15 protein-coding genes and 1 pseudogene are annotated in these 16,122 nt (G+C 60.6%); 9 read left to right on the plus strand and 7 right to left on the minus strand.

Annotated features, from left to right (window positions below; all coding sequences use genetic code 11):
- Positions 1-81: 81 nt before the first annotated feature.
- Positions 82-1,479 carry a PLP-dependent aminotransferase family protein gene (locus CQW31_RS13850; RefSeq protein ID WP_099814723.1) on the minus strand — a complete coding sequence of 466 codons (1,398 nt, stop codon included), beginning with the start codon at positions 1,477-1,479 and terminating at the stop codon, positions 82-84.
- Positions 1,480-1,707: 228 nt separating this feature from the next.
- On the opposite strand from CQW31_RS13850, the gene CQW31_RS13855 reads away from it, so the two are divergent.
- Positions 1,708-2,868, plus strand: a complete 1,161-nt coding sequence (locus CQW31_RS13855) for an MFS transporter (protein WP_099814724.1) — start codon at positions 1,708-1,710, stop codon at positions 2,866-2,868.
- A gap of 9 nt (positions 2,869-2,877) precedes the next feature.
- On the opposite strand, the gene CQW31_RS13860 is transcribed toward CQW31_RS13855, so the two are convergent.
- Together CQW31_RS13860 and CQW31_RS13865 are read right to left on the minus strand one after the other, a co-directional pair.
- The gene (locus CQW31_RS13860; RefSeq protein ID WP_054886627.1) at positions 2,878-3,705 is read right to left on the minus strand and encodes a hypothetical protein; all 828 of its coding nucleotides are present in this window, start codon (positions 3,703-3,705) and stop codon (positions 2,878-2,880) included.
- Positions 3,706-3,795: 90 nt separating this feature from the next.
- On the minus strand, positions 3,796-4,557 hold the full coding sequence (locus CQW31_RS13865) for an SDR family oxidoreductase (protein ID WP_054886626.1): 762 nt from the start codon (positions 4,555-4,557) through the stop codon (positions 3,796-3,798).
- A 172-nt stretch (positions 4,558-4,729) separates the two neighbouring features.
- On the opposite strand from CQW31_RS13865, the gene CQW31_RS13870 reads away from it, so the two are divergent.
- The 3 genes and pseudogenes from CQW31_RS13870 (at position 4,730) to CQW31_RS13885 (ending at position 7,846) form a co-directional block, all read left to right on the plus strand.
- On the plus strand, positions 4,730-5,731 hold the full coding sequence (locus CQW31_RS13870) for an NADP-dependent oxidoreductase (RefSeq protein WP_099814725.1): 1,002 nt from the start codon (positions 4,730-4,732) through the stop codon (positions 5,729-5,731).
- Positions 5,732-5,914: 183 nt separating this feature from the next.
- A complete protein-coding gene (kdsA, locus tag CQW31_RS13880) occupies positions 5,915-6,757 on the plus strand; it encodes a 3-deoxy-8-phosphooctulonate synthase (RefSeq protein WP_099814789.1) in 843 nt (280 codons plus the stop codon).
- Positions 6,758-6,860: 103 nt separating this feature from the next.
- A pseudogene (locus CQW31_RS13885) lies at positions 6,861-7,846 on the plus strand (integrase core domain-containing protein).
- A gap of 55 nt (positions 7,847-7,901) precedes the next feature.
- Here the strand turns inward: CQW31_RS13885 and pyrF are convergent.
- Complete coding sequence (pyrF, locus tag CQW31_RS13890) at positions 7,902-8,603, minus strand: orotidine-5'-phosphate decarboxylase (RefSeq protein ID WP_099814726.1); 702 nt, start codon at positions 8,601-8,603, stop codon at positions 7,902-7,904.
- 184 nt (positions 8,604-8,787) lie between these two features.
- Here pyrF and CQW31_RS13895 point away from each other — a divergent pair, with 184 nt between their 5' ends.
- Positions 8,788-8,955, plus strand: a complete 168-nt coding sequence (locus tag CQW31_RS13895; protein WP_003252762.1) for a DUF2897 family protein — start codon at positions 8,788-8,790, stop codon at positions 8,953-8,955.
- A gap of 51 nt (positions 8,956-9,006) precedes the next feature.
- On the opposite strand, the gene CQW31_RS13900 is transcribed toward CQW31_RS13895, so the two are convergent.
- The 3 genes from CQW31_RS13900 to rfbB all read right to left on the minus strand — a co-directional run bounded on the left by CQW31_RS13900 (position 9,007) and on the right by rfbB (position 11,498).
- Positions 9,007-9,339: a ComEA family DNA-binding protein gene (locus CQW31_RS13900; protein ID WP_099814727.1), complete on the minus strand. Its 333-nt coding sequence runs from the start codon at positions 9,337-9,339 to the stop codon at positions 9,007-9,009.
- Between the two features lie 186 nt (positions 9,340-9,525).
- Positions 9,526-10,419, minus strand: coding sequence for a glucose-1-phosphate thymidylyltransferase RfbA (gene rfbA / locus CQW31_RS13905; RefSeq protein ID WP_099814728.1), 894 nt, complete (start codon positions 10,417-10,419; stop codon positions 9,526-9,528).
- Complete coding sequence (gene rfbB / locus CQW31_RS13910) at positions 10,416-11,498, minus strand: dTDP-glucose 4,6-dehydratase (RefSeq protein ID WP_099814729.1); 1,083 nt, start codon at positions 11,496-11,498, stop codon at positions 10,416-10,418. Before rfbB ends, rfbA begins: the two co-directional genes overlap by 4 nt.
- A gap of 234 nt (positions 11,499-11,732) precedes the next feature.
- Here rfbB and CQW31_RS13915 point away from each other — a divergent pair, with 234 nt between their 5' ends.
- Genes CQW31_RS13915 through CQW31_RS13930 form a run of 4 tightly spaced genes read left to right on the plus strand, consistent with a single transcriptional unit; the run spans position 11,733 to position 16,037 of the window.
- Positions 11,733-13,526, plus strand: coding sequence for a hypothetical protein (locus tag CQW31_RS13915; RefSeq protein ID WP_099814730.1), 1,794 nt, complete (start codon positions 11,733-11,735; stop codon positions 13,524-13,526).
- Positions 13,523-14,500 carry a glycosyltransferase family 2 protein gene (locus CQW31_RS13920; RefSeq protein ID WP_099814731.1) on the plus strand — a complete coding sequence of 326 codons (978 nt, stop codon included), beginning with the start codon at positions 13,523-13,525 and terminating at the stop codon, positions 14,498-14,500. The genes CQW31_RS13915 and CQW31_RS13920 overlap by 4 nt, the downstream gene beginning before the upstream one ends.
- Complete coding sequence (locus CQW31_RS13925) at positions 14,500-15,414, plus strand: hypothetical protein (RefSeq protein WP_099814732.1); 915 nt, start codon at positions 14,500-14,502, stop codon at positions 15,412-15,414. Before CQW31_RS13920 ends, CQW31_RS13925 begins: the two co-directional genes overlap by 1 nt.
- Positions 15,414-16,037 carry a hypothetical protein gene (locus CQW31_RS13930; RefSeq protein WP_099814733.1) on the plus strand — a complete coding sequence of 208 codons (624 nt, stop codon included), beginning with the start codon at positions 15,414-15,416 and terminating at the stop codon, positions 16,035-16,037. Before CQW31_RS13925 ends, CQW31_RS13930 begins: the two co-directional genes overlap by 1 nt.
- The last annotated feature ends 85 nt before the right edge of the window (positions 16,038-16,122 follow it).

Raw genomic sequence — 16,122 nt, forward strand, 5'->3', positions numbered from 1 at the left:
GGCCAAGCGTGGCAACCTTGTTGCCCTGCAAACAAGAGGTTGGCGCCAAAATGGTGTCAAATAGCTATGAGCGTGTCGCGATCAGCTAGCTGAAGGTCGCCCTGCGTGCTGAAGGAAGCCTTGGGCGCGGGTGTCCTGCCCGTAGGCGACATTGATGCGCAGCCAGTCGCTGCCGGCGCCCTGGTAGTCGAAGGCACTGCCCGGGGTCAGCAACACCGCATGCTCCAGCGCCAGGCGTTCGAGGCTGGCGAAGTCACGCCCCGGCACCCGCGCCCAGACGAACATGCCGCCATATGGCTCGCAGAACACCTGCCAGCCGTACTGCTCCAACTGCCCGAGCAATTTGGCCATGTGCTGGCCCAGCCGCACCCGCAGACGCTGCACGCTCTTGCGGTAGCTGCCGTTGGCCAGCATCTGCCCGACCACCTGCTCGGCAAAGCGCGAGGTGCCGATGCCACTGACCATCTTCAGTTCGGCCAGACGCGCCAGCAGCGGCGCATCGGCCACCAGGTAGCCGACCCGCAGCGAACTGCTCAGGGTCTTGGAAAAGCTGGCCAGGTAGATCACCCGCTGTTCGCTGTCGAGGGTGGCCAGGCGGGTGGCCGGGCCTTCCTGGAAGTCGGCGTAGATATCGTCCTCGATGATGCGCAGGTCGTGCTCGCGGGCCAGCTCCAGCAGACGATAGGCAACCTTGGGTGCGAGGCTGGTGCCGGTGGGGTTGTGGTACAGGCTATTGGTGAACAGGCAGCGTGGGCGGTGCTCGGCCAGCAGACGTTCGAGCACCGCCAGGTCAGGGCCGGCCGCCGTGCGCGGTACCGGCAGCATGTGCACCTGATGCTGGCGTAATAGGTTGTAGAGGTTGTAATAGCCAGGGTTTTCCACCAGCACGGTGTCGCCGGGCCGCAACAAGGTCCGCACCAGCAGGTCGAGGCCATGGCTGGCACCCTGGACGGTGAGGATACGTTCGGGGCCGGCAGCGATGTCCAGCCGCGCCAGACGCTTGTGCACGTGCAGCCGCAGGCTGGCCAGCCCCAGCGGCGGGCAATAGTCGAACAGGTCCTGGGGGGCGCCGCGGCTGACCTGGCGGATCGCCTGGGCCAGTTCGACGTCTGCGCGCCAGCTGTTCGGCAGCCAGCCGCAGCCGAGCTTGAGCAGTTCGTCGTGGCCTTCGCGGAACTGGCGCCAGCTGCCGTCGCCTGCCTCGCCCCAGACCGGCGGATTGTCGCTTTCCAGGGTGACTTTGCGCTCGGCAACGAAGAAGCCAGTGCCGTGACGCGCCTCCAGCCAGCCGCTGGCGACCAGGCGGTCGTAGGCCTCGATCACGCAGGAGGCGCTGACCGACTGGTTACGGGCCAGTGTGCGGATCGACGGCAGACGGGCACCGGGGCGCAGGCGCTGCTGTTCGATCCAGGCTTGGAGTTCTCCGGTGAGTTGTTGCACCAGCGGGATCGGGCTTTGGCGGTCGAGGGTGAAGTGCATGGCGGTGGGTGTTTGCTTATTTTGAGCGAACAGTTAAGCACAAATGGGGCTTGGGTGTGCCTTGTTAGGTGTTTGCTCTGAGGGCAATGTCTCCTGAACTGGCCCTTTCGCGGGTAAACCCGCTCCCACAGGATCCCCACAGATTCCAGCATCTTTGCTGTACGTGTGGGAGCGGGTTCACCCGCGAAAGGGCCGGTACAGACAACCCGAGAACCAGGATCGTACCCAATGCCCTCGCGTCACTCCCCCGCCCTGCTGGCCTTCGCCCTGTGCCTGATCACTCTGGCGGTCAACCTGCAGGCCCCGCTGTACATCATCTATGCCGACCTCTCCGGCCAGGGCGCCGCTGCCACCGCAGTGGCCTTCTCCGGCTACGTGCTGGGCGTGCTGCCGGTGCTGCTGGCCCTGGGTGGGCTGGCCGACCGGGTCGGGCGACGGCCACTGATCCTCACCGCGCTCACGCTGTCGATGATTGCCACGCTGCTCATGCTGTTTGCTCCAAGCTTGCAGACCCTCGGCGTGGCGCGCTTCTTCCTGGGCCTGGGCACCGGCCTGGCCTCGGCCACGGCAACCGCCTACATGACGGAACTGATGGGCGCCGACACCAGTGCCCGCGCCGCCAACTGGGTCACCGCCAGCACCTCGCTGGGCTTTGGCCTGGGCGCAGCGCTGACCAGCCTGTTCCTGCTGCGAGGCCCGAGCCTGACGCCCGGCAGCTTCCACCTGCAGTTGTTACTGGGCGCAGTTGCAGTGCTGCTCGTCTGGCGCTTGCCCGACCCGCGACCGGCGCAACGCAGTGCCATGCTGCGCCTGCCCTGCTACCCCCAAGGCAGCGTGGTCTATGGCCTGGCCATTCTGCTGGCTTGGGCCTGCGTCGGGCTGGTGATCGCCCTGCTGCCCGGGATCCTGCGCCAGCACGGCTTGAGCGCCTGGTCGGGGTTCTCGACATTCTGCGTGATCAGTTGCGGCCTGCTGTTCCAGCCGCTGGCCAGGCGTATGTCGAGCCGCGCGGCCACCTTGCTGGGCATGGCAATTTTGCCGTGCAGCTATGCCTTGCTGGCCTGGGGCGCCGACAGCGGCCGCCTCTGGGCGGTGCTGGCCGGCGCGGTGGCGGCCAGCAGCGCCTGCTATGGGTTTATCTACCTCGGCGGGCTGGCGGCAGTGAATGAAATGGCCGGCGCCGAAAAGACCCGCGCCAGTGCAGGGTTCTTCCTGCTGGCCTACCTGGGCTTCAGCGTGCCGGTGATCCTGACCGGGGTGCTGAGCGACCACCTTGGCTCGGGCGTGGCCTTGCTGGGGTTTGGTGGGGTGCTGCTGGCGGGGTGCATGGCCGTTGCCGCGGCGTTACCACGTGCAAGGCAAGGCGTACATCAGCCGAGCAACCCGTAACGTTTCGAGTCACGCGGGGTGACTGCACAAGAACGCCTGCGGCGCGCGGCCGTGGATAAGCGTCTCGGCCTGATCGAGGCTGATCTTGGGGATGACCGATGCGGGGATCTTCGATGTGGCAGACAGGTTGTAGACGGCGAAGTGCTCGTTAACAACCCGATCGGCCATCAGCTTCAGCGAGGGCAGGATACGCCGTTCAAATGACTCGTCCAGGTGACAGCGCGAAACCGCCTGGCCGGGTTCTTCATAGAAGCGCCCGACCGACTGGTCGAGGTCGACACCCACCAGGAAAACCTGATTGAAGCCCAGGTGACAGGCAAGCTGCAACGCCGCATAAGCGACCGTACGTGCATCGAAAAACCCCAGGGAGAGATCCTTGCTGAAGCCTACCGAGCGCGAGCGGCTACCCCATAAGGTACGGCTGCGCACCAACATTGGCTCGGTATTGAACAGAGATTCTTGCAGGCTGGCGCGGGCTGCCTTGGCCAACGGGAAAACCTGCGCCTTGGTCGGCACCGGCAACAGACCGATTTCATCCGGCCAGATCGCCAGGCGCTGGCTGAGCCGTAGCGCCTTGGCGTAAAGATCAGGTTGCTGCTGCGCAAACCCAGTGTCGGTGCACACATAGAAATACGGGCGCACGCCATGCTCCGCGAACATCGAAATCGCGCCATTGACGGTGATCATCGGCACGCCGGCGAAACGCTGCACTGGGAAGCCCTTGGCAGAGGCTCCCGAGGCCACGATGAACACGGGCCCCTCGGCGATACCCCGGCACGCCGCAAAATCCGATATCGAGGCATGGCAGCCGGGCTTTTGGGCGCTGACGGTCTCCATGTCGCTTTCCAAAACCAGAAGAGCCAGAGTATATACAGCGAATCAGTAAGCCGGCTATACACGGTGCGTAGCACCTGCACCCGTCGATGTTCAGATCGCGGTGGCCCCGCCATCTACCGTCAGGCTGTGCCCGGTGGTGAAAGCCGCCCCGTCACTGCACAGGTACAGCACCGCGCTGGCAATTTCCTCGACCTTGCCGATACGCCCCACCGGGTGCATCGCTGCGGCAAATTCGGCCTTGCGCGGGTCTGCCTCGTAGGCGCGGCGGAACATGTCGGTGTCGATCACCGCCGGGCACACGGCATTCACCCGGATGCCCTTCTTGGCGTACTCGATGGCCGCCGACTTGGTCAGGCCGATCACCGCATGCTTGGAGGCGGCGTAGATACTCATCTTGGGCGCCGCCCCCAGGCCCGCCACCGAGGCGGTGTTGACGATCGCACCGCCGCCCTGGGCCAGCAGCAGCGGCAGCTGGTACTTCATGCACAGCCACACGCCTTTGACGTTGACGCCCATGATCGCGTCGAACTCGGCCTCGCTGCCCTCGGCCAGGCGCCCCTGTTCGATTTCGATGCCGGCATTGTTGTAGGCGTAGTCCAGCCGACCATAGGCCTCGATGGCCCGCTCATGCAGCTCGCGCACCTGCGCATCCTGGGTCACATCACAGGCCACGAACAGCGCCTCGCCACCCGCCTGGCGAATCAAGGCCACCGTGGCCTCGCCACCGGCCGGGTCGAGATCGGCCACCACCACCTTCAGGCCCTCGCGGGCAAAAGCCAGTGCCGTCGCCCGGCCGATACCTGCCGCACCGCCAGTGACCAGGGCTACCTGGCCGGAAAAGGTCATGCTCATCGTCTGCTCCTGAGAGTGATGAATTGGCCCTGAGTCTAGTCAGCCGGCCACCCGACTGGGCAGCATCATCAAGGCAGCAGTTGGGCTACCATGCTTACCAGTGATTTTGCGGACCAACCTGCATCAGCGGGTTAAATTGACTGCTGCACCTCATCGCCCACAAGGACCTGCCATGACCCAGACCAACCGCCGCTTCCTGCTAGCCAAACGCCCGGTCGGCGCCGTGCGCCGTGACGACTTCACTTTCGAGACCGTGCCTGCCGAAGCCCCTGCTGCCGGGCAAATCCAGGTGCGCAACCTGTACCTGTCGCTGGACCCGGCCATGCGCGGCTGGATGAACGAAGGCAAGTCATACATCCCACCCGTGGCGCTCGGCCAAGTGATGCGCGCCCTCGGCGTCGGTGAAGTGGTCGCCTCCAACCACCCGGACTACAAGCCCGGTGACCATGTCAGCGGCGCCCTCGGCGTACAGGACTACTTCACCGGCGAGCCCCAGGGCCTGCACAAGATCGACCCCAACCTCGCCCCACTGCCCCGCTATCTGTCGGCCCTGGGCATGACCGGCATGACCGCCTACTTCGCCCTGCTCGAGGTCGGCCAGCCCAAGGCCGGCGACACCGTGGTGATCTCCGGCGCGGCCGGCGCGGTGGGCAGCATCGTCGGCCAGATCGCCAAGCTCAAGGGCTGCCATGTGGTCGGCATCGCCGGTGGCGCGCAGAAGTGCCAGTACCTCAAGGACGAACTGGGCTTTGACGGCGTGATCGACTACAAGGCCGAAGATGTACTGGCCGGCCTGAAGCGCGAATGCCCCAAAGGCGTCGACGTGTACTTCGATAACGTCGGCGGCGACATCCTCGACGCGGTGCTTACCCGCATCAACTTCAAGGCGCGCATCGTCATCTGCGGCGCCATCAGCCAGTACAACAACAAGGAAGCCGTCAAAGGCCCGGCCAACTACCTGGCGCTGCTGGTGAACCGTGCACGCATGGAAGGCTTCGTGGTGATGGACCACGCCAAGGACTACGGCAAGGCCGCCCAGGAGATGGCCGGTTGGCTGGCCACGGGCAAGGTCAAGAGCAAGGAGGATGTGGTCGAAGGGCTGGAGACCTTCCCCGAGACGCTGCTCAAGCTGTTCAGCGGTGAGAACTTCGGCAAGTTGGTGTTGAAGGTCTGAGATTGGGGTAAGCCTGTGCCGGCCCTTTCGCGGGTAAACCCACAGGGATCGCACAGATTTCAGATGCTGTGCAGTACCTGTGGGAGCGGGTTTACCCGCGAAAGGGCCGGCACAGGCAAAGCAGATCTTGTAAGATTCCCCCTCGCCACTGAAACCAGTGACAAGGGATTTGCAGAGATGACCATGATCAAGATCACCCCCACCATCGAGTGCTCCAACACCGCCCCGTTCGTCCTCTTCGGCGGCATCAACGTGCTCGAGTCCGAGGACCTGGCCCTGACCGCCTGCGCCGAGTACGTTCGGGTTACCGAGAAACTGGGCATCCCTTACGTGTTCAAGGCCAGCTTCGACAAGGCCAACCGCTCATCGATCCACTCCTACCGTGGCCCGGGCATGGAAGAAGGCCTGCGTATCTTCGAGAAGGTCAAGGCCGAGTTCGGCGTGCCGATCATTACCGACGTACACGAGATCTACCAGTGCGCGCCGGTGGCCGAAGTGGTCGATGTGCTGCAGCTTCCCGCGTTCCTGGCCCGCCAGACCGACCTGGTGGTGGCCCTGGCCAAGACCGGCAAGCCGGTCAACATCAAGAAGCCACAGTTCCTCAGCCCGTCGCAGATGCAGAACATCGTGCACAAGTTCAAGGAAGCCGGTAACGACCAGCTGATCCTGTGCGACCGCGGTACCTGCATGGGCTACGACAACCTGGTAGTGGACATGCTCGGCTTTGGCGTGATGAAGCGTACCTGTGACGACTTGCCGATCATCTTCGACGTAACCCACGCCCTGCAGAACCGCGACCCGTCCGGTGCTGCTTCCGGTGGCCGTCGCGAGCAGGTGGTCGACCTGGCGCGTGCCGGCATGGCGGTTGGCCTGGCCGGGCTGTTCCTGGAAGCTCACCCGAACCCGGACCAGGCCAAGTGCGATGGGCCGAGTGCACTGCCGCTGGACAAGCTGGAGCCGTTCCTGACGCAGATCAAGGCGCTGGATGACCTGATCAAGGGCTTCCAGCCGTTGGTTATTGCCTGAATCGGCGAAGCATGAAAAAGGGCTGCAATGCAGCCCTTTTTCTTTGCCTTGTCCCGTCCTGAATAAGGTTTACACCTCCCATCCCGAATTTCCGGAGAGTCAGATGGAGCGAGGTGTAAAGCGCACACAGCGTGATTACTCACTGTCTTTTAAATTGGCGGTGGTTGATCAGATCGAAAAAGGCGAGATGACCTACGGCCAGGCCCAGGAGCGGTATGGCATTCAGGGCCGATCAACGGTTCTGGTATGGTTGCGTAAGCATGGTCGGCAGGAATGGAGCCAAGGGGCTTCTGCCCGAGCCGAGAGGAGCTGCGCGATGTCTGACCCCAAACCGCTCACTCCAGAGCAGCGGATCAAAGAGCTTGAGCAGCAGCTTAAGCTGATGAGCCAAAAGGCCCAGTTCTTTGAGACGGTCGTCGATGTTCTGAAAAATGACTACGGTGTCTCGGTCGTAAAAAAGCGATCCGGCAAGTCCTCTCGCAAGGCCAAGTCGCAGGACTGAGCATTGCCAGGGCTTGTCAGTTTCTAGGCATTAGTCGTCAGGCTTACTACAAGCGCAACCGAGCTGCTGATGGCAAAGAGCGCCAGGCAGACGGGGTGGTTAAGTTTGTTCAGCAAGTCCGGATGCGCCAGCCTCGTCTGGGTACACGCAAGTTGCACTATCTGCTGCATTGCCAGCCTGACAAACGATTCCAGGTCGGCCGGAAAATTGTTGGCCACCACGTCCATGAAAGCCTGCATGCCGAGTCAGTGGCGCAAGCCTTCAAGCAGGCATTAAGAAAGCGACGTCATCGCCAGCCATTAGTCCACCATTCGGATCGAGGCATCCAATATTGCTCGGCGCTATACCAGTCACTGCACCAACGGCACGATATTCAGTGCTCCATGACTGATGGATATGACTGCTACCAGAACGCGCTGGCCGAGCGAATCAATGGAATCCTCAAGATGGAACTCCTGTTGAGCAGCCCTGAAGATCTTGAGCAAGCGAGGCAGATGGTTGACGAGGCAGTACAGATCTACAACACAGAACGGCCCCATATGGCCCTGAAAAACAAAACGCCCGATGCAGTGCATCGGGCGTTTTGAGGCCTGTCGGCCTACCTGAACAGGTGTAAACCTATTTCAGGACTAGACATTCGGTTTAGCAGCGTATTTCAGCGACCACTGCGGCCAGCGCCTGGGCCGGGTCCGCCGCTTTGCTGATCGGGCGGCCGATCACCAGGTAATCGGAACCTGCGTCCAGCGCCTGGCGCGGCGTCAGAATGCGGCGCTGGTCGTCCAGCGCACTACCCGCCGGGCGAATGCCTGGAGTCACCAGCTGCAGGCCAGGGTGCGCAGCCTTCAACGCTGGCGCCTCCAGCGCCGAGCACACCAGCCCGTCCATGCCGGCCTTTTCGGCCAGCGCAGCCAGGCGCAGCACCTGCTCCTGCGGGTCCACGTCCAGACCAATACCCGCCAGGTCTTCACGCTCCATGCTGGTCAGCACGGTAACGCCGATCAGCAGCGGCTGCGGGCCGCTGCGCTTGGCCAGCTCTTCACGGCAGGCCGCCATCATGCGCAGGCCGCCGGAGCAGTGGACGTTGACCATCCACACACCCATTTCCGCCGCAGCCTTCACGGCCATGGCGGTGGTGTTCGGGATATCGTGGAACTTGAGGTCGAGGAACACCTCGAAGCCCTTCTCGCACAAGGTCTCGACGATGCCTGCAGCACTGCTGGTAAACAGCTCCTTGCCCACTTTCACCCGGCACAGAGCAGGATCGAGCTGGTCGGCCAGCTTGAGGGCGGCATCACGGGTGGGGAAATCCAGGGCGACGATCAGGGGCGTCTGGCAGGCGGACATGGTCAAGGTCTCTTTGGTAATTCGTAAACGGCGCGCATTGTAAACGAAGTGAGCGTGCCTTGGGGGCCAGGGCGGCATCAGAATTGGCCCAGACAGTCATGGCTCCTATAATTGAACCAACGGATATGGCCATCGCTCATATTTTGTACAAGCGAAGCCTTCAAAGCGCATAGGAGAAACGACAATGCCCTGGTATGCCTGGCTGATACTCATCATAGCCCTCGGCTCGATCGTGGGCGGGTTGATGATGTTGCGCGATACGGCGAAGAAGCTGCCACTGACGGAAGAACAGCTACGCAAGGTGCATGAACGCAATGCCGAGGCGGATGCCAAGGATGCGCAGGATCGGTAACTTGCAGGCGGTGATGCCGGGGCAGACGATTGCCAGCCCCGGCCAGCTACCCTACTCCACTACCAACTTGTCCCGATTACGCTCCAGCAGTGCATTGCCAATCCCTTTGATCTCCAGCAGTTCATCTACCGAAGCGAATGGCCCGTTGGCGTCCCGATAGGCCACGATTGCTTCGGCCTTCGCTTTGCCGATGCCATTCAGTTTCGTTTGCAAGGTCGGCACATCTGCGGTGTTCAGATTCAGCATGCTGGACGGTGTTTGAACCTGGCTGACCATCGGCATCGGGTCCTTCGGTGCGGTGGCCGTCGCAGGCGCGGCGCTGAGTGAAAAAGACAAGCCGGCAAACAGCGGCAACAGCAGGTAATTGAGGACGGTATTACGCATGACGGTCACTCCTGTGAGTTGAGTTTGAAAGCAGCAAGATCCTTGGCTGCCCACTCAAGCTAGCGGCTCACAGGCCATTCTCCCAGCATTTGTCGCAAGGGAATGGTAACCAGATTAGACGTCACAGCATGTTGCACGCCCGCCAGGTAAAACATCCCACGGCAGGCGTGCACAGTCCCTTCAGCGTCAGAAGATTGTGTCGCGCAGCACCCGTTGCAGGTACTGACCATAGCCGTTCTTCATCAGAGGCGCGGCCAACTTCTCGAGTTGCTCAGCGTCGATCCAGCGCTGACGGTAGGCAACCTCTTCAGGACAGGCGACTTTCAGGCCCTGGCGGCGTTCGATGGTGGCGATGAAACCGCTGGCTTCGAGCAGCGAATCGTGGGTGCCGGTATCCAACCAGGCATACCCCCGCCCCATCACCTCGACGGACAACTGCTCGCGCTCAAGGTAGAGGCGGTTGAGGTCGGTGATTTCCAACTCGCCGCGAGGCGAAGGCTTGAGACCCTTGGCCATCTCGATGACGTCCTGGTCGTAGAAGTACAACCCGGTGACCGCATAGTTGGACTTGGGTTTGAGCGGCTTCTCTTCCAGGCTGATGGCCTTGCCGCGGCTGTCGAACTCGACCACACCATAGCGCTCGGGGTCAGTCACGTGGTAGGCGAAGACGCTCGCCCCCTCGTTACGACCCATGGCATCGAGCAGCAGCGTCTGGAAGTCGTGGCCGTAATAGATGTTGTCGCCTAGCACCAGTGCCGACAGGTCGTTACCGATAAAGTCCTCACCTATGATGAACGCTTGGGCTAGGCCATCGGGAGACGGTTGCACGGCATAGGTGATGTTGACGCCCCACTTGTGGCCATCGCCAAGCAACTGCTCGAAGCGCGGTGTATCTTGCGGGGTGGAGATGATCAGGATGTCACGAATGCCCGCCAGCATCAGCGTGGTCAGCGGGTAGTAGATCATCGGCTTGTCGTACACCGGCAGCAATTGCTTGGAAATTGCCAGTGTGGCCGGGTGCAGGCGCGTGCCGGAGCCGCCAGCGAGAATGATGCCTTTACGTTGCTTGAGTGTGCTCATTTGTCGTGCTTCCCTGAACGGCAGCTGTAGTTCTTTTCTACCCATTCCCGATAACTGCCCGACTGCACGCCCTCGACCCATGCTGCATTGTCCAGGTACCACTGCACTGTCTTGCGAATACCGGTTTCGAACGTTTCACTCGGTTTCCAGCCCAGCTCGCGCTCGAGCTTGCTGGCATCGATGGCATAGCGTCGATCATGCCCCGGACGGTCGGCAACGTAGCTGATCTGCTCCGCATAGGGCTTGCCGTCTGCCCGGGGGCGCAGCTCATCCAGCAGGGCGCAGACGCGCTCGACGATTTCCAGGTTCGGTTTCTCGTTCCAGCCACCGACGTTGTAAACCTCACCCACCGTGCCAGCCTCGAGCACCCGTCGGATGGCGCTGCAATGGTCCTTCACGTAAAGCCAGTCGCGAATCTGCTGACCATCGCCGTACACCGGCAGCGCTTTGCCAGCCAACGCGTTGACGACCATCAGGGGGATGAGCTTTTCCGGAAAGTGCAGAGGTCCGTAGTTGTTCGAGCAATTGGTGGTCAGCACGGGCAAGCCGTAGGTGTGGTGGTAAGAACGCACCAGGTGGTCGCTGGCCGCCTTGCTTGCCGAGTAGGGGCTGTTGGGTTGGTACTGATGGGTTTCGGTGAACGCCGGCTCGCCGACCTTGAGCGAGCCGTAGACCTCGTCGGTGGACACATGCAGAAACCGGAACGCTTTTCGCCCCGTTTCATCCAGCCCCTGCCAATAGTTGCGTACCGCTTCGAGCAACTGGAAGGTGCCGACCACATTGGTCTCGACGAACGCCTGCGGACCGTGAATGGAGCGGTCGACGTGTGACTCGGCGGCAAAGTTCAGCACCGCGCGCGGTTGATGCTCGGCCAGCAACAGCTGCAACAGCGGGCCGTCGCCGATATCCCCGTGCACGAACACATGCTGCGGATTACCGTGCAGCCTGGCCAGGCTTTGCAGATTGCCGGCGTAGGTCAGTTTGTCGAGGTTGATGAGGGTTTCGCCCGATTGGTTCATCCAATCCAGCACGAAGTTCGCACCGATAAAGCCGGCGCCGCCGGTAACCAGGATAGTCATGGATTCAGGTCGGTCTCATGCGGGTCGGTAGGTAAGATGCCGTAAGTGTAATCGAGATCGTTGAAAGCGTATCGGCTAGGGTGGGGCCTGGCTTGAGGACCAAGGCTGCGAAAGCATGGACGGTGTGCGGCTCATGCTACTGACAACACGCGAAGCAGCGCGTAAAGTGCCTCCATTTTTAAAGCAATGACTGATCCGTCCTCACCTGTCAGATTCGATAAGGAATTCAACACCGTGCATGCACTGTTTCGCCGAGCATCGATCGTAGCGTGCGCAATCGGTACATTGATGTTGCTGGGTTGGCTACTCAAGTTCAGCGCATACGGAATCGATTTCACTGACGAAAGCTTCTATCTGGTCTGGATCTCCACACCGTATCTCTACAGTGCTTCCACTACCCAGTTCGGCTTTGTTTACCACCCGCTCTATCAACTGCTGGGGGGGGATATCACCGCCTTGCGGCAAGCAAACATACTCATCACCTTTGCCCTCGCATGGGGACTGTCCCAAACGTTCCTCAACTCAATCGTGCCAAAGCAATCGGAGGAGCGCCTACTGCGAGCGACCTTGAGTGCTGGCTTGGCAACAGCCGTATTGCTGATCTTCGATACCTGGCTCGTGACTCCGAGCTACAACAGCCTGACGCTGCAGGCGTTGCTGATAACAGCCACCGGTTTGCTAATGGCGGACAAACCTCTGCATCGCGCCAGCCTGGCAGGCTGGACGCTGATCGGTATTGGTGGTTGGCTCGCGTTCATGGCCAAACCGAGCAGCGCGATGGCGCTAACGTTAGCAGTAATCGTGTGGTTGCTGGCGTTGCGACGATGCTCCGTGCGCTCGCTGCTACTCACTGCCGTTAGTGCCCTGATTCCATTGCTGGCCAGTGCCTGGCTGATCGACGGTTCTGTCGTCACGTTCGCGGCTCGCATAAAAAAGGGTATCCAGCTTACTCAGGACCTGGGGGGTGGACATACTCTGCTCAATATCCTGAGGGTCGACACTTTTACGCTGGACGACATGCTTCTGTACCCGTTGCTGGCGACAGCCCTCGCCATCTTCATCGCCACAGGGCTCCTGCTTGCTAAAAACCAGCGTTGGCAGTACCTGAGTTTGCCATTGTCACTCGCATTCTTCGTTTTAACGGCATCACTGGTGCTCGGCCAGCCGCTATGGGCTGTAAATCTCGGACCGTATCAAAGTCTGTGGATCTTCGCTGTGATGCTGGCCGCTCTGGTGGCCCTTCTCACCATTGGACGCCTCAAGGCACTGACGAACATCACCCTCGCGCAATGGGTCATGGCCGTGGTGCTCATAGTTACTCCACATATGTACGCATTCGGCACCAATGGCAACTACTGGAATACCGCAGGGTATGCCGCGATCTTCTGGTTACTCGCCGGATTGACCTTGGTGGGGCCGCTGATCCGCCAAAAGGCTTCGTTGTTCCCCCTGCTTCCGGCCACTCTCGCTACCCAGGCGATGGTAGCCACTATGTTGCAAACCGGTCTGGAGCAACCTTACCGCCAGCCCCAACCCCTGAAGCTCAACACCAGCACTCAATCGGTCAATGGGAGCAAGCTCCAACTCTCTGAAGGATACGCTCTGTACTTTTTCAGCGCGATCCAAGCTGCTCGAACGGCCGGGCTGGAGCCGGGTACGCCGATGATCGATCTGTCCGGCCAGTCGCCGGGAATTCTTTATGCGCTCGGCGCCCAAAACATCGGCCAGGCATGGCTGGTTGGCGGCTACCCTGGCAGCCTCAAGCGCGCCAGCGAAGCGCTCTCGCTGGTGGATTGCCAGACACTTGCCGTTTCGTGGGTGCTCTGGGAGCCAGATGGCCCGCGCAGCCTGCCCACTGAAACACTATTGCAGCAAGGTGCTCGGTTCCCGGACGACTATCGCCAAGTGGGCACTTGGCACACTGCACGGGGTGCTGGCGGATATGACTTTGAGCGGGAACAGGTGCTCTTTGCTCCTGTCAACGTCGAAGGCACCGCACGTGCTTGCCTGGCCAAAAGTGAACGATGATGCCTACCACCGAGAACCTTTCGACTACTCACGGCCAACGCTCAGGCATTAGTGTGGTAGTGCCGGTCTATCGCAGTAAAGATACGCTGCATATCTTCCACGAGAGGATCTCGCGGCAACTGGATGCCCTTACTGATGATTGGGAATTGATCCTGGTTGACGACGCCAGCCCGGACGATACCTGGATTACCGCGTGTGAGCTGCATGAAAAGGACGGTCGTGTCAGATGCATCCGCCTGGCGCGCAACTTTGGCCAGCAACACGCTACCCTGTGTGGCTTGAGCTATGCCAGCAAGGGCTACGTATTTACCATCGATGACGACCTGCAGGGCTTTCCCGAAGACTTGCCGCTATTCACCGAACAACTCGATGCGGGAAAACGAGTAGTCATCGGCAAGATCGACGCTGGCGAGAAACAACACCACTGGTGGCGCAACATCGGCTCCCGGGTGAATTTGCACCTCGCGGGCAAAATCATCGGAAAACCTAAGGCGATGGGGCTGTCCAGCTTTCGTGCCATGACCCTCGACGTGGCTCGTAAGTTGACCGCCTACAAAGGCGCGCACCCGCACATCGCCGCCATGCTCTTCAAATCAGTGCCGCACTCGTTGATTTGCAACGTGCCCATTCGCCATGCCTCTCGCCTCGATGGGCAAAAGACCACTTACTCAGTGGCGAAACTGATCAAGACGTTGTCGTATCTTGTCATCAACCACTCTTATCTCCCGCTGCGTTTCATGATCGGCTGGGGGGTGGTGATCAGCTTGCTGAGTATCGCCTATGCCGTATGGGTCATCGTCCAATCCATCTTTGCCGAGCATTCCGCACCAGGCTGGGCCTCTCTGGCCGTACTGGTTTCATTTCTGAGCGGCAACATACTTCTGGCACTGGGCGTACTCGGGGAATACCTTGGCCGCCTGGTGGAAGAAGCCAGCAACGTTGAACAGTTTTCGGTTTTTGAAGAGAAGCTCTGATGACCACTCGCCTCAATCACGTTCACCGCTTCGACATCAGTGATCATTTCGCCGCTGAAGTCATCGTCGAGGGCGGCAACTTCGCCACTCTCGATGAAGCCGACACCACCACATCGGGTAGCCTGGTGTACTGCCAGACCCTGCATTACCTGCAGAAGGCCGCAAAGAACCCAAACGTCTCTGCAGTTATCTGCACACCCACGCTGAGCGACGAACTGACTGGCACCGGAAAGGCAATCATCGTCGCCGAGAACCCGCGCCACGCGTTCTTCGAACTGTATCTGCGCCTCAAGGCCAGCGGTGACATCCTCCCCAAGATGAGCTACGGAGTCGGTGAGGGATGCCGTATCCATCCCAGCGCAGTGGTATCGCCCAAGGCCCGACTGGGTAATCGCGTGGTGATTGGCGCCCACAGCGTCATCGAAGATTATTGCGAACTCGGCGACGACGTCGAGATAGGCGCCAATGTGGTCATCGGGGCCGAGGGCCTGCTCACCCTTCGCCAGGCCGACGGGCGGCTGGTGCGAGTCAGCCATGCCGGCGGCGTCACGATCAGTGAGGGCTGCCAAATTCTCTCGGGCGCGGTAATTGCCAAGTCGCTGTTTCGCGGGTTCACGTTCATAGGTCCACACACCCAAATCGGCATCATGACCAACATCGGCCATGGCGCTTACGTGGGCGAGGCCTGTGTCATCTCAGGCAACTCCGTCATTGCCGGGCGCAGCCGCCTGGAAGATCGAGTGTGGGTAGGCACTTCGGCATCGATCGCGCAAGGGCTGATCGTGGGCCAGGGCGCACAAATCAAGATGGGCGCAGTGGTGGTGGCCGATGTGCCGGCCGGCGCCGTGATGTCGGGTAACTTTGCCGTCAATCACCGGGTGAACATGGCCCGCTACCTGAAGGGAACTGCCTGATGGAACGCTATCCGCTGGACATTGGTTTCAAAGGGGAACGCAATTATATCCAGGGGCCGGATATGTTGAATCAGGCAATGCAAATTATTCAAATAAATCGCTTGGGTGAGATCCGTGATATCGAATTTTTCATCCAGCGCATGACCTCCCAGCACTTGCAACTTGAAATAGAACAGGCAGAAGCTTCAAGAAGCAGTAGCCCCGATGATGTTGCCGTCATTAAATTCACTATTGGCGAAGAACGACTTTTCGCGCGATTGACGACTGCACCAGGCGCACCGCAGGCTCGCGTGCCTTATGACGAATCGCTGGTTACCCGGCACTGCCAGATCAACACTGTTGACAGAAGCATACGCCTGGCCGAAGACAGCTCCGGCCACAGCAGCATCGAAAAGCTGGTATCGATGAACAAGGCCTTGCATCTGGCCCTGCTTGAGAAGCCTGACGACACACAATGGGTATTTTGCCGCTGGGACAGCGCTGGCTGGCCGCTGCCCGAGGATCTGAACCATGCTGAAGTCGTTCTAAAGCAAACGCTGGGTTCACGCCTGACCCGTGCCGACGTCATGTTGAATGAGTGCCAACTGGGACAAATCTATTTCAGCGCCAAGCCGACCTCGTGATAGGCTCCGACGCAGCATGGCAACCACATCACCAAGCCTGCACCATCTCGGCACAACGTGCGCAGCAGCAATGTGTATCAGAACA

Origin of the sequence: Pseudomonas sp. 382 (assembly GCF_002759075.1) — a bacterium.
Lineage (GTDB): Bacteria > Pseudomonadota > Gammaproteobacteria > Pseudomonadales > Pseudomonadaceae > Aquipseudomonas > Aquipseudomonas vlassakiae.